At 46.6% G+C, this 16,188-nt stretch carries 1 protein-coding gene; it reads right to left on the reverse strand.

All coding sequences use genetic code 11. From position 1 onward, the window contains the following. Positions 1-64: 64 nt before the first annotated feature. Positions 65-16,153, reverse strand: coding sequence for a non-ribosomal peptide synthase/polyketide synthase (locus tag NYE36_RS10625; RefSeq protein ID WP_265450943.1), 16,089 nt, complete (start codon positions 16,151-16,153; stop codon positions 65-67). Positions 16,154-16,188 lie beyond the last annotated feature (35 nt).

Genomic DNA, 16,188 nt, shown 5'->3' on the forward strand with positions numbered 1-16,188 from the left:
TCATTCCTGTTTTCGACTGGCGGCAGCCGCGGCATTCATGCCGGGACAGCCGCTGCCCCTGTGATTAGAAATCCAATTCGATTGTGCTTGCGAGATGTTTACTTTTGTTTACTTTTTCGCTTAATTGAATGTCTTTTAAAGGAATGGATGGGTTTCTCATAATCGCCGAAAGGATCATGACGTAATCCTTGGCCAATACAGCAATGGTTTTCTTTTTAAACAGTTTCGTACAGTAATCAAAACTGCCCTGAATCTCATCTTGATCTATTAAGAAGTTCAGCTGTAAATCAAATTTGGCTGCCGTCTCTGTTTGTTCATAAGGCCTGACTGCGAGAGAGTCCACTTCAATATCTGTTTGTTCGGTATTTTGCAGGACAAACATCGTATCAAACAATGGATTGCAGCTTAAGTCCCGTTTCACACCCAGTTTTTCAACTAATTCTTCAAAAGGATACTCTTGATGTTCAAAAGCCTTCAGCATGGTTTCTTTCGTTTCCGTTATATAATCCAAAAATGTCTTTTCCGCCATCGGAGCGGTGCGGATGGCTAATGTATTGACAAACATTCCGATAATGGGTTCCAAATCCGCATGCGGTCTCCCTGCAATAGGTGTACCGACAACGATATCATCCTGACCGCTGTATTTTGCCAGCAGTATGGAATAGGCCGAGAATAGAATCATGTAAGCGGTCGATCCGGTCAATTCTTCCAGCTGCTTTATCCCTTGGGTGACAGTCTTATCGAGCGTAAAATTGTGCCTTTTCCCATCAAAGCTTCTAACCGGCGGTCTCGCAAAATCTTTCGGCAGCTCGAATGACGGGAGCTCTTCATGAAATACACCAAGCCAATACTCTTCCTGGCTCTTGATTCGTTCTCTTTGTTCTTTTTGATGTTTCCATTCCGTAAAGTCTTTGTACTGAATACGGAGCGGAGCTAACTCTTTGCCGTCATACAATTGAATCAGTTCTTCGACAAAAATATTCATGGAGGCGCCGTCCGTGATAATGTGGTGCATGTCAAACATGAAAATATGCAGGTCTTGTTCTAACTCGATGAGTCCGACCCTGAGTAATGGAGCTTGGCTGAGATCGAACGGCCGCACGAAGGCCCGGAAACATTCCTCAACCTCGTCGGCTGTTGCTTTGTATCTTTCCATCGAAAACTCCACTTGCGATTTGATCACCTGCACCGGTTCTCCGCGGACCATTTCAAAACCGGTACGCAGCGATTCATGGCGCTGGATCAGTCTTTGGAAAGCGGTTTGCAAGCGATTCATGTCGAGTTTTCCTTCTAATGTAAGAATTCCCGGCATATTGTAGCTCAGTTCTCCGCCTTCTATTTGTGTTGACAGGTAAACCATCTTCTGCACGGACGATACGGGATAGACATCTTTTGCTTTGGCTTTCGGAATATAGTCCGGTCCGTTGGTTTCAGCTTCTGCAATAGCCTGTGCCATTTCTTCAACTGTCGGACATTGAAAGACTTCTCTTAATGAAATGTTTTTGCTGAATTGCTTATGAATTTTGGCGATGAGCGTCATCCCTCGCAACGAGTGGCCGCCCAAATCGAAAAAGTTATCTTTTACACCTATTTCTTTTACCTTCAAAACGTCTTGCCAGATGCATATCAGCTGCTCTTCCATATTCGTCCGCGGAGCAACGTAGTCAGTCCCCGTTTGCAAACCTGCTTCAGGCATCGGTAATGCTCTTCGATTTACTTTTCCATTGCCGGTTAGCGGCAGTTTCTCCAGCTGGATGAAGTATGAAGGGATCATATATCCCGGTATTTGGCCAGCAAGTTTTTCTTTCAGCTGACTGATCGAGAGTGATTGCTCTGCTGTAAAATAGGCATACAAATCGCTTTGGCCATCGGTATTTTCTTTTGCTAGGACAACTGCTTCCTGTACGTGCTTGAGAAGAGCGGCTTCCACCTCACCGAGTTCAACCCGATAACCGCGGATTTTGACTTGATGGTCCCTCCTTCCCGCATATTCAATGTTTCCCTCGGGAAGGTAACGAGCCAGATCGCCTGTTTTATACATCCGTTGATTCGAGTCATATGGGTGCGGAACAAAAGTTTCGAGCGTCAGAGACTCCCTGTTATGATAGCCTCTGGCCAAGCTCACTCCTGAAATACAAAGTTCACCGACGATTCCGACAGGCTGAAGCGTTCCGGCTTCATTCAAAATGAAAATCTCCGTATTTGAAATCGGTTTTCCGATCGGCTGAAGCTCCTGATCTGTATCAGGATCGACGGTATACATGGTCACAACATGCGTCTCCGACGGACCGTAATGATTATGCAATGTGACTTGGTGTCGTGCCAGCATGTCACGCAGCATCCTTGTTGCGATGAGCTGTTCTCCCGCAGCGATGATGTGATCCACGCACTCGGCAAACGGTTCGAAATAGTGTTTCTCTGAGGCAAGGAGCTTAAGGAACGCTGTCGGGAGAAATGCTGTTTGTATCCCGTGCGTTCTGACAAAATCATTGAGCTGCCGTATGTCACGTTTTGCCTCATTGCCGATGATAAAGAGTGTTCCTCCGCTTGAAAGCGCGGAGAACATTTCTTGATAGCAGACATCAAAGCTCATTGCGGCAAATTGCAGCACTCTGTCAAAGCGAAGCTGCGTATGATCCTGCTCATAAGCGAGCAGATTCGTCATCGTCTTGTGCTCCAGCTGAACGCCTTTCGGCTGCCCTGTTGTGCCTGACGTGTAAATAACATACATTAAATCATTTTCCGAGCAGGAAAGGTTAAGATTGTCTGTTCTGCCTTGATATAGTAACGGATCATCAAGCAGAAGCACTTCTCCTTCAAAGAGCGGCGGAATAGCGTGACCTGCACAAGTCAAAAGCACATCGGCACCGCTGTCTTTTAGCATAAAAGCCCGCCGTTTTTCGGGAAGCTCCGGATCGATAGGGAGAAATGCTGCGCCGGCCTTTAATATGGCTAAAATGCCGATGATCATATGTGCTGAGCGATCCGTGAGAACGGCAACAACCTGATCAGTGCAGGCACCCTTATCTTGAAGAACGCGCGCCAGCTGATTGGAACGTTCATTCAGCTGACGATAAGTCAGCGTCTGATTTCCAAACATGACGGCTTCATGATCCGGGTTACGCTCAACCTGCTGCTCAAAAAGCTGATGAATCGGTGTCGGAATTCGTTTTCCCCCAACTGCAGTATCGTTAAAGAGTTGCTGAATGTCTCTTTCCTCTTCCTTGGTCATCATATTTAAACGAGCCAGCTCGGCCTCAGGCTGTTTAATAATCGAATCAACCAGCTGTTCAAAATGCCCCATCATCCGTTCGATCGTTTCCGGTTTAAACAGAGCCGTCAAGTATTCCATCGTGAACTGAATACCCGCCCCTTCTTCCACAGCAGTTAAAGTTAGATCAAATTTCGCCATCGTATGTCCGTTTGGATATGGTTTGAAAGTGACGTCATTTATCTCTAACTGTTCCTGCTCCGTGTTTTGAAGCACAAACATGGTGTCAAACAATGGATTGCGGCTCAAGTCTCTGGCGATATTCAGTTGATCGATCAGCGCTTCGAACGGATAATCCTGATGTTCATAAGCTTTTAATGCATTCTCCTTCACTTCGGACAGATACTGAGAGAACGTCTTCCCTTTTTCAGGGTAATTTCTCATCGCCAATGTATTGACAAACATTCCGATAATCGGTTCCAAATCGGCGTGCGGTCTTCCCGCTATAGGACTGCCGACAATAATGTCTTCCTGGCCGCTGTATTTTGAAAGCAATAATGTATAAGACGCAAGGAGCACCATATATAAAGTCGATTCAGTTTGGGATGCCAGCTGCTTTAATCCGTCGCTTTTTTGCTTATCAAGCGTAAAATGCATTGTGGCTCCCGCAAAATCCCGTGCCGACGGCCGGATATAATCGGCCGGCAGATGAAGGACAGGAACGTCGCCGCTGTACAGCTCTAACCAATAGGCTTCTTGTTTTTGAATCTGCTGTAATCTCGCTTCGCCGGTCTGCCATACCGCGTAGTCCTTGTACTGGATGCGCAGGGGCGGTAATGTCTCTCCTTCATAAATCCGGATAAATTCTTTGATCAATACGCTCATGGATGTTCCGTCAGAAATAATGTGGTGCATATCAAACATCAGAATTCCGCGGTCAGATTGAAGTTCAATCAGCCCTACGCGAAGCAGCGGCGGCTCATCCAGGTGAAAAGGACGAATAAATTGGCGGATATAAAGGTCCGCATCAACTTCTTCCCCTTGGTACCACTCTGCTTCAAACGCCGCGTGATCCAAGACATACTGAACAGGTTCTCCGTCAGCCATTTTAAAACCGGTGCGCAAAGATTCATGGCGCAAAATCAGCGTGCGGAAGGCTTGCTGCAGCTTGTCACGATCAAGCTTTCCTTCCACAGTCATCAGTCCCAGCATGTTGTAACTGAGTTCTCCGCCTTCCAAGTGATTCAGGATGTACAACCGTTTTTGTGCTGAGGATACCGGATAATAAGGTCTTTTTTCAATTGCAGGAATCGCGGCATACCCGGTCAGCTCCGTCTTCGTGATCGTCCGTGCGAGCTGTTCAATGGTTGGGAAATGGAAGACGTCCCGCAAAGGAATTTGGACATGCATTTGCTTTTGTATTTTTGCAATCAGCGCCGTTGCCCGCAGGGAGTGTCCGCCGATCTCAAAAAAGTGATCTCTGATCCCCACCTGCTCTAGTCCAAGGACATCCTCCCAAATTGCTGTCAGCTGGATTTCTGCCGAAGTTTGCGGCGGGACGTACTCTATGCCGCTATCACGCTTTTTGACCGGAGCCGGCAATAACTGGCGATTCAACTTCCCGTTTGGCGTCAGCGGCATCTTATCCAGCTGCACAAAATGAGCCGGGATCATATATCCGGGTAAATGCCGGGCCATTCTTTCGCGAAGTTCACTGATCTGTATTGTCTTATCTGCTGCAAAGTATCCGCACAAGTAATATTCATCATCTGCATCTTTAAGGGCAGCTGCGGCGGCTTCTTGAATATCAGGAACGTTCAGCATCACCGATTCGATTTCACCGAGTTCAATCCGAAAACCTTGAATTTTCACCTGATGATCAATCCGGCCGATATATTCAATATTTCCATCCGGCAGAAGGCGGGCCAGATCACCGGTTCTGTACATTCGGTCCTCCGGTACAAACGGATCGGCAACAAATTTTTCGTCCGTCAGTTCCGGCAGGTTCAAGTAACCCCGCCCGACACCGTCCCCTGCAATATACAGCTCGCCTTGGACGCCCTTCGGCTGCAGCCGTTTTTTTGAATCAAGAATGTACATTCGGTTTCTGCCTAACGGCTTGCCTATAGGGACATAGTTTTGGCTGCGTGCCCAAGCATCGGAAGAACATTCAATGTTGAACAGAGACGCGTCTACGCAAGTCTCCGTAGGCCCATATACATTAGTAATCCCAGGCGCAGCGCCATGCTCGCCGAATAATTGCTTGAGCTTATTTACCGTCGTTTTGGAAAGAGCCTCTCCTCCGATTAAAAGATGCTGAAGCGTGACTCCCTGCAAATCACCTGCAGCTATCAAAAGCTTTAAGTGGGCAGGTGTTCCGTCAGTGATGTCAATCGAATGCTGCCGATAGTAACGGCATAAGGCAGCACCGTCTGACACTATCTCTTTCGGAACAATAAACAAGGCATGGCCTGACAGCAAGGAAGCATACATTTGCTGAACAGAAGCATCGAAATAATATGGAGCGAGCATGGCTATATTCAGCTCCGCATCATAGGCAGAGTATACTTGGCGGCTCAGCCCTTCTATCAGGTGGATGACCTGGCGATGTTCAATTAACGTGCCTTTAGGCTTGCCTGTCGTGCCGGAAGTATAAATGGCATAGGCCAGTTGACTGGACTGATAAGAGAGTGCAAGACTGCTGTCTTTTTCGTGATAGAAATGTTCCTCCATGAGATCGATACATGTTCCTGAGAAGCCGATGTCATCCTGCAGCTTCCCGCAGTAAAGCAATACGCTGATGCTTGAATCATTTAAAATATAACGGATGCGTTCAGACGGAGAATCAGGATCTATCGGCAAATATGCACCGCCCGCTTTTAAAACTCCCAAGATGCCTACAACCATCTCAAGCGAGCGTTCAGTCATAATGCCGACAAGCTGATCCGCCTGCACTCCTTTTGCCTGCAAGGTTCGAGCAAGCTGATTGGCACGCCGGTTCAGTTCTTCGTAGGTGAATTGTTTACCCTCGAATACAACCGCTGTATTGTCCGGAGTACGATGCGCCTGTTCCTCGAACAACTCATGAATCGTTTTTTCACGCGGGTAATGCATGTCATTAGACTGAAAGCGGCTGAGCAGATATTCTTTTTCTTGCTGAGAGAGAAGCTCCAAATCTTCTATTCTGACAGACGGCTGCCGCAATACTTGCTGCATGAGTTTTTCAAAATGACCTCGGAGCCGCTCCACTTCTGATTTTTCATATTCGTTTTCATTAAAACCGAAATGAACGGCCAGCTGTTTGCCAGGTATGACAACCACATTCAAATCATAGTGGGAGTGTTCCTGCATATGAAAATTCGTAATGTTCAGCTCCGTACCATGATGTCCCGTCTCTTCGACTTGCTGCCCTATCGGATAATTTTCAAAGATCATGATATGATCAATTAAGTTTTGCTTTTGTTCCGTTTGGGCCTGAATTTCGTATAAAGGATAGGTATCGTACGATTGGGAAGCCAGCGCGTTTTGTTGAACCATTTGCATCGTATCAGCAAAAGTGCTGTCCTCATCGCAGCGGATGCGGACAGGAATCGTATTGATGAACAGGCCGATCATCTGTTCTACATCAGGAATTTCCGCCGGCCTTCCCGACACGACACTGCCGAAGACAACGTCTGCGGACCCGCTGTATTTCTGTAATAAAATTCCCCATAACGTTTGGATCAACGTATTTAACGTAACCTGATGCTGATTTGCGATCTGCTGTAATTGTTTTGTCTGTTCGTGATCAAATCGGCAGATCACATTGGCATAGGCGTATTCTTTTTGTTCATGCTGCGCTATTTTATGAAGAAGCGTGGTTTCATCTTTATATCCTTCAAGATACCCGCTCCAGTACCGCTTTGCCGCTCCCTGATCTTGGCGGTCAAGCCACTCGATATAGTCGCTGTAAGGAGCTGCCGATGGCGGTTCTGGTTCCCTGCCTTCCTGTAAGGCGCTATAATGATCAAACACTTCCTTCGTGATAAGAGACAGGCACCAGCCATCCATCACAATATGATGGAAGCTCCAAATCAAATGATATTTGCGGTCTTCCATACGGAAAATCGCTATGCGCATCAGCGGATCCCGAGCCAAGTCAAACCCTTTTGCCTTGTCTTCTCTTTGATAGGCTGCGATTGCATCCTCTCTCAGGTGCTCCTCTATATCACGCAAATCTGCAAAATGAATTTGCGGTGTTTGCGTTTTATAGACAATTTGTAAAGGAGTATCGTTCCAGCCGCTGTAAAAACGGGTTCTGAGCACGGCGTATGTTTCAAATAATCGTTCAAGGCTTGCTTTAAACCAATCAATCTTTAACTCTCCCTGCAAATCGAACGATGCTTGTTCAAAATAAGAACTTGAGGCCTCGTCCAGCAGGCTGTGGAAGAGCATTCCTTTCTGCATCGGAGTGAGCGGATACACGTTTTCAACCTCACCTGCATGCGGCAGTTGAATGAGGAGCTGATCCAATTCGCCAATGGACATGCCTTTTAACAAAATATCGCTTGGCGTCAGTTCCGATTGTTCTTTATGGACGCAATGCGTAATGATTGTCCGCAGGCGGCATTGAATCGTTTCCGATAACCGCATGATCGTTTCTTTTGCGTACTGTTTGCTGCTGTAGCTGATCGTAAGCTTCAGCCGGCCCTCGGTGATCATTCCGTTTATATTCAATACATACGGTCTTTCTTGATGTCCGCTTGAGTCTGAACCGCAAGAATAAGAAGATAACTGAACCCCATGCTGCTGTAAATCTTGGTCAAACTGTCCCAGGTAGTTAAAGCTGATCTCAGGATTTAGTTTCGATGGCATTCCGCCGCTTAAGTACCTCGCTATTCCATATCCGATCCCTTTATGCGGAATTTGACGCAATCCTTCTTTGGTCGTCTTGATATAATCAGAGATTTCTTTGCCCGGCTGCGCGTGCAGCACAACCGGATACAGACTTGTAAACCACCCGACCGTGCGGGAGATATCTATATCCTGTATAATCTGTTCTCGGCCGTGTCCCTCTAAATGAATCGGAATTTGTTCCAGTCCTGACCAATGCGATATGGAAAGACCCAGAGAAGTTAAAAGCAAATCGTTTATTTCCGTGTGATAAGCGCGATTCGCTTGTTTTAATAAGAGCTCCGTTTCCTCTTTCGTCCATTCCACAGTTGCTGTTTTGCTGTCTTTTGCAGTTGTATGGGTTTCATGAAAATCTTTAGGCAGCGGTTTGACTTCGGTTTGTTCGATTTTTGTCCAATATTCCTGTTCTTGTTTTATGGTTTCACTTTGCGCATATTCTGAGAGTCTCTTAGCCCATAATTGGAAAGAGTCTGTTTTTTGCGGGAACTGGATCGTTTGTCCGCGTTCTGCCTGCTCATATCCGCTTGCAAAATCTTCGAGTAAAATACGCCAGGATACTCCGTCAATCAGCAAATGATGGATGGCAATGAGCAGATGATCTCCATTTGCGCATTGAAACAACCCGGCTTTCATTAACGGCCCATCACTTAAATGCATACTGCTTTGTATCTCATCAGCTTTGGCTTCAATTGTACGTCCCGGATCGGGATCTTCTTTCAGATTCAGGACTTCTAAGCGGTACAGCCCGCTTTGGGCGATTTCTTCATTCTGTGCCTCACAGCCATTTTCCGTAGTCCGGAACGTCATGCGGAGCGCATCGTGATGTTCAGCAAGCTTTTGCAGGGTTTGACGAAGCTGCGTTTCCTGAAGACCTTCCGGCGCATGCAGCATGACGGCTTGATTGTAATAATGCTGATCTGTTGTTATTTGTTCAAAAAACCAATGCTGAATAGGAGTCAGGCTGACTTTTCCTTTGACCTCACCTTGATCGGCTATACGCAGATTCTGCTTGATATGCGGACTCAATTCAGCAATTGTTGCATATTGAAACAAGTCTTTGATTTCCATTTTGTATCCTTGCTGATTTAATCTGGAGGATACTTGAATGGATTTAATGGAATCTCCGCCAAGATCGAAGAAATTATCAAGAATACTGACGTTTTCAGCGCCTAATACCGATTCCCAGGCAGAAACTAATATTTCTTCAGCTTTTGTTCGGGGAGCTTTATACTCTGCTCTGTCCTGCAGTTCGAAATCCGGAGCCGGCAGCCCTTTTCTGTTTATTTTTCCGTTAGAAGTTAAAGGCATTTCATCAAGCTCAATAAAATAAGCCGGAACCATATAACTTGCAAAGGTTTGAGACAATTGTTTCCGGAGCCGGGCTGCCGTTGTTTGCCCGCCGCTCACGTAATATGCACACAATTGTTTAAACCCGTGGACATCCTCTCTGGCTGTGACGACAGCTTTCTTGATCGCTTCTTCTTGAAGCAGTGCCGCCTCGATCTCGCCTAATTCGATACGATAGCCTCTGATTTTCACTTGTTCATCTATTCTGCCCGCATATTCAATGTTTCCGTCCGCCAGCCACTTCGCCAAATCCCCGGTCTTATACATCTTCGCTCCGGGTTCAAACGGGTCATCGACAAATTTCTCTGCCGTTAATTCGGGCCGGTTCAAATATCCTCTTGCCACACCGGCGCCGCTGATATAGATCTCTCCCGGCACTCCGATCGGCGCGGGTTTCATATTCTCATCAAGAACGTAAATGCTCGTGTTTGCCGCAGCGGTTCCGATCGGTACCGAATCCCGTCTGTCCTTTGCGGGATCATAACGGTAAATCATGCAGCCGACAACGGTTTCCGTCGGACCGTACTCATTGCATATTTCAATCCGGCCTTCGAACTGTTCATGAATGCTGCGGGCTAACCGGGTGCTTAAGTTTTCCCCGCCCACAATCATTCTTCGGACAGCCGTTTGATCGGCAATGTTCATTTCTTTCAAGACCTGCAAATGGGCCGGGGTCAATTTAATGATATCCACCCTCGGGTCCCGCACAATCGATTCAAGCAGAGCTGTTTTATCCTCTCCGTCATAGACGATGATTGCATTGCCTGTGACAAGCGGCGTGAAAATAGAAGTCACCGTCAGATCAAAAGAAATTGACGAATACAATGGGAAGTTGGCTTTCTCGCCTTTTACATAAACTTCTTTCGCCCACCAAATATAATTGGTCAAGCCTCCGTGCTCGATTAGTACGCCTTTTGGCCGGCCTGTGGAACCTGACGTATAAATGACATATGCCAAATGGCTCACATCATTTATCGGAGCAAGGTCAGAGCCATTTTGGTGATAAGAACTTTCATCATCAAGTAAAACCGTGACGCCTTCATAGGCAAGCTGTTTCCTGACGTCCCGCTGCATTAAAACGATTCCGGCTTGGGAGTCATCCAGCATATACCGGATGCGGTCTTGCGGATATTCCGGATCTATAGGGACATAGGCTCCGCCTGATTTTAAAACGGCAAGGATTCCGACCACCGATTCGATGCTGTTTCTTGTGATGATGGCTACAGGCTGATCTGCCTGCACTCCTTTCGCTCTTAACGTTCGCGCCAGTCGGTTGGCCCGCTTATTGAGCTCTCCGTACGTGAGCTGCATGTCCTTATCAATGACGGCTGCTTGATCGGGCGTACGCTGCGATTGCTCTTCAAATAATTGATGAACCGGCGTCTGCGGAAACGGCGCGGCCGTGTCGTTAAGCGTCTGCAGAAGGGTTCTTCTTTCGCCTTCCGTTAACAATTCAACTTGATCCACCCGAATATCCGCATCTGTCACGACTTGATGCAGGATTTGCATGAAATGTTCCCGAACCCGCTCTATGCTTGCCCGCTCATACACATTTGCATTGTATTCAAAAGAGATGTTCATCTCGTCGCCCGGAATAACAGTCAAATTAAAATCGTAGTTGGTCTGTTCTTCCATTTGTACGTTGGAAATCGTGATGGATGTTCCGTTTTGGCGGCCTATACTTTCCATATACTGATCAACCGGATAATTTTCGAATATCATTAAATGTGTAATTAAATCTTGCTTTTGCGTTGTACGCGCTTGAATATCGTACAGCGGGTGCGTCTCAAATTGTTGAGACGCTACAGCCCTTTCCTGCGCCTCTTTCATAAGCTCAGCAAACGTTGTCCCGGCTTCACATCGGAATCGGACGGGAATGGTGTTAATGAATAAGCCGATCATGGTTTCCACGTTTGGAATTCCAGCAGGTCTTCCGGATACAACACTTCCAAACACAACGTCCCGGCTGCGGTTATATTTCTGCAGCAAAACCGCCCATGCCGTCTGCAGCAGCGTGTTCAGCGTGACATGATGCTTGCCTGCCGTCCGCTTCATTTTCGAAGTGAGATCGGAGCTTATGTCACACGTCACTTTTTCCGGAACGTATCGTCCGTCTTCCGCTGCATGGTGATCTTTAGGAAGGCCGGTTTGCTCCTCATATCCCTCCAAGTACTGATCCCAATAAGCCGCGGCCTCTTTCGCATCTTGCCGGCCGAGCCATTCAATATATTGACTGTACGGAGTTATTGACGATTGTTCAGGCTGCTTTTGCTGAAGCAAAGCAAAGTAATTCTCGAAAATTTCTTTTGTAATCAGCGGCAGGCACCAGCCGTCCATCAAAATATGGTGGAAGCTCCAGATAAAACGGTATGTCTTTTCATCCGTACGAAGGATAAATAACCGCATTAACGCGCCTTTTTCTAAGTCGAACCCCCGCATCTTATCTTCTCTGGCATACTGCTGAATCATCGCTTCTTTTTGTGATTCCTTCATCTCTCGTAAGTCATTGAATTGAAAACCGATTTTTTTCGTTTTGAATATGATTTGGAGCGGCTGATCCTTCCAGCCTCTGTAAAAATTCGTGCGGAAAATATCATATTTTTGCGATAAGCCGTCCAAGCTTTTTGAAAATGAATCAATTTCCAGATCTCCATGCAGATCAAACATCGTTTGCTGAAAATAAGCACCTGAATTCGGATCAAATAAGCTGTGAAACAGCATGCCCTTCTGCATCGGCGTTAATGGATAAATATTTTCCGCTTCGCCTAATTCACGCGTCTGCTCCAAAAGCTGTTCCAGTTCGTCGATTGAGATGTCTTTTAACAGGATGTCACTTGGTGTGAGAGAAGTCTGCTGCCGGCTTACGCAATGTGCAATGACTTCTTGCAGACTTTCTTTCAACCCCCGGGCAAATTGAGCCATAGTAGATCTTTCGTATTGTTTGCTGCTGTAGCTCAGTGTCAGTGATAATGTCCCTTCGGCAATCATTCCGTTCAAATCAAGCACGGCCGTTCTCTCTTGTTTTTCGTTCATTGACAACCCTGTGGAAAAAGGCGAGATGCGCAAAGCCTGATGCTTCAGGTCTTGGTCAAATTGTCCCAAATAATTAAACGATATCTCCGGATTCAGCTGCAGGCTGTCGGCTTCCGGATGCCCGGATATATATTTGATGATGCTGTAATTCATTCCTTTGTCAGGGATGCGGCGCAGCCCTTCTTTTACGATCTTGATCCGCTGCGACAGGTTTTTTCCGGCTTCCATCCTCAGGACGACAGGGTACTGGCTTGTGAACCATCCTATCGTGCGGGAAATGTCAGCATCCGGAATAATCGGTTCTCTCCCGTGGCCTTCCAAATTCACGACAATCTCTTCCGTGCCTGTCCACTTGTGAACAGCCAGCCCTAACGAAGTCAGCAGCAGATCGTTGATATCCGTGTTGTAGGCGCGGTTCGCTTGTTTTAATAATTGCTCCGTTTCCTCTTTTGTCCATTGAATCGTCACTTCTTCGCTGTCTCTTAATAACGATCCTTCGCTGATAGTGTCCTTAGGCAATGGCTGAGGCTTTATACTTGAAAGCTCGGTCCAATACGCAATCTCCTCTTCCATATCGGTTTCCTCCGCATATTTGGACAATTGATCGGCCCAGGATGGAAACGAGTCTGTTTTTTGCGGGAGCTGGATCGTTTGTCCGCGTTCTGCCTGCTCATAACCGCTTGCAAAATCTTCGAGTAAAATACGCCAGGATACTCCGTCAATCAGCAAATGATGAATTGCAATCAGCAAATGATCTCCGTCCGGACATTGGAACAAACTGAGCTTCATCAATGGGCCTTTGTCTAATACCATGCTGCTTTGAATCTCATTCGCTTTATCGGCAATCGCTTGAGCCGGATCGGTTTCCCCTTTATAATTCATCACTTCCAGATGGTATAGTTCACTTTCATCTGTTCCTGTAATTCGCGGAGCGTATCCATCCGGCGTTTTTTCAAAAATCATCCTCAAGGCATCGTGATGTGACGCGATCCGTCCCATCGTCCGGCGAAGGGGGCCCTCTTTAAAGCCTTCCGCCGAATATAACATGACGGCCTGATTGTAATGGTGTGCATGCGGCATTTTTTGCTCAAAAAACCAATGCTGTATCGGGGTCAGCTTGGTTCCGCCATTCACTTCTCCTTGATCAGCCACCCTGCTGACCGGTGCTACAAACTGACTGAGTTCAGCAATCGAGGGGTGTTTAAACAAATGCTTCATATCAACCTTGTATCCGGCTTGATACAATCTGGATGACACCTGAATTGATTTAATCGAATCTCCGCCAAAATCAAAGAAATTATCCAAAATTCCTATACGTTCTGCCCCTAATACTTCTTGCCAGATAGACGCCAGCAGTTCTTCTATTGTGTTCCGCGGGGCTATGTATTCGTTTTCCGCCCGCGTATTTTCGTCAGCAGCAGGCAAAGCTTTCAGATCAATCTTCCCATTGGAAGTGAGCGGAATGCGTTCCAATGGGATAAAGCGGGAGGGAATCATATAATTCGGCAGTTCCCGGGATAATTCTTCTCTGAACTGCGCAGCGGTCAAAGAAGGCTCGCCGACATAATAGGCATACAATTGTTTGGCCCCGTCTGCGTCTTCCCGCGCGACGACTGCGGCTTCACGAACGTTTTCCAGATTGAACATGGCTGCCTCTACCTCGCCGATCTCAATCCGGTAGCCGCGAATTTTCACTTGATGATCAATCCGCCCTAAATATTCGATTCTTCCATCCGGCAGCCATCTTGCGAGATCCCCCGTTTTATACATCTTTTGACTAGGGACATGCAGATGCTCCACAAACTTTTCCTCCGTCAATTCAGGCCGATTGAGGTAGCCACGGGCCACTCCCGCTCCTCCGACATACAGCTCTCCCGGTACACCGATCGGCTGGATTTGATGGTGCGCTCCTAAAATATAAGCTTGATGGTTGGCCACCGGGCTGCCGATTGTGATCTGTTCATCAGCGGACTGAACAGGGTGAAATGAAGATACCACGCTGTTTTCTGTCGGTCCGTATTCATTATTGATCCGAATGCGAGGCTGCAGAGAATGCAGCTTCTCAACTGTATCTGTTTCCAGCTGCTCACCGCCTACAACAACATGCTGAACATGGATGAAATCCTCTCTGTTCATCTGTTCGATCATCGTTTTCAGAAGACGGGGGGAAGTTGAAAAATGGGTAATTTTTTCTTGTTTTATGGCATTTTGAATGGCGAAAGTTTCTTTATTCTCTTTATTAGGCAAAAGGTGCAAAGTTGCCCCCGAGATAAGCGGGCCAAAGAAATTTAAAATGAACGCATCAAAAACATACGGGTACAAGACAAGCACGCGATCCGCCGGAGAATGCTTGAAAAACGACTTCTTCCACTGAAGCGAGTTCACAATGCCGCCGTGTTCAACCATGACCCCTTTCGGCTTTCCTGTTGTACCCGACGTATAAATGACATAGGCTAAATGGCTGTGTTCCGCTACTGGTGATAACAATGAGCAATCGGCATGGTATGATGCTTCATCATTCAAATCAATCACCGGGCCGTCAAAGGCGAGGCTGTTTTTTAAATGATGCTGAACAAGGAGAACGTCTGCATCCGCATCATGAAGCAAATATTGAAGCCGCTCTTTTGGATATTCAGGATCCAGGGGCACATAAGCGCCCCCTGCCTTCCAAACGGCTATAATGGATACGATCATCTCTAAAGAACGATCAGCGAGAATGGCGACTAACGTATCGGGTTGAACCCCGCAATTACGCAATGTTCTTGCCAAACGGTTCGCCTTCTCATTCAGTTCCCTGTACGTCAAATGGTCGTTTTTAAACTTGACGGCTGCATGCCCAGGCGTTCTTTCTGCCTGCTCTTCAAATAATTGATAGACTGTTCTGCTCCCGGAGAAATCTCTGACGGTGTCGTTAAAATCAAACAATAGCTTCTGTTTTTCCGCTTCCGGTAAGATCTCTGCCGTATGGATCGCGGCTTGAGGCTGAAACAGGATCACAGACAGCAGCTGATCCAAATGGGATACAATTTGATTGATATAGCGCTCATCGTACAGATTGCCGTTATAAAAAAGCTTCAAATGAATCCCGTTGTTCTCCAAATCAAAGTGAAACAGCGTATCGGTTGCAGTATCTTCTTTATATTGCAAGGAATGAATTTCGTTGAGCGAAACGACGGTATGAATCAAAGGCATATGCTCGTCATTGTATTGCACGCTTAGATGCCGGGCCATTTTTCTAAACGGCAGGTTTTGATTTTTCAGAGAATCATTAACGGCTTCTTTCAGCTGCCCGAATACGGTTTTAAATGTGCTCTCGTTTGAAAGCGTATTTTTTAAGAGGACAATGTTGTTAACGGCTGACTGGCCGGCTTTTTGCTTCGATACCGTTGGAATGCCAAGAATCAGGCTCGTTCGATCCGTATATTTATATAACAAGCATTCAATACCCGCCAATAAAATCAGATAGGCCGCCATATCGGAATGATTCGCCATTGTCATGATTCTTTGAGATACTTCCGGAGATAAGGAACGGCAGATGCATTTTTCCTGGTAGCCGGTACGGGCCAACGACGCTTTATCCGCTGCTTTAAAGTAAGGGAATGCGCTTAGGCCGTCTTCTTCATCAAACAGGTTTTCCCAGTACGTTTCTTGAGTTTTAAATACCGACATTGGAGCACCTCATTTTATATATTTTAAAGAAATAA

It is taken from the genome of Bacillus sp. FSL R5-0593 (genome assembly GCF_038603755.1).
In the GTDB taxonomy this organism is placed as follows: domain Bacteria; phylum Bacillota; class Bacilli; order Bacillales; family Bacillaceae; genus Bacillus; species Bacillus velezensis.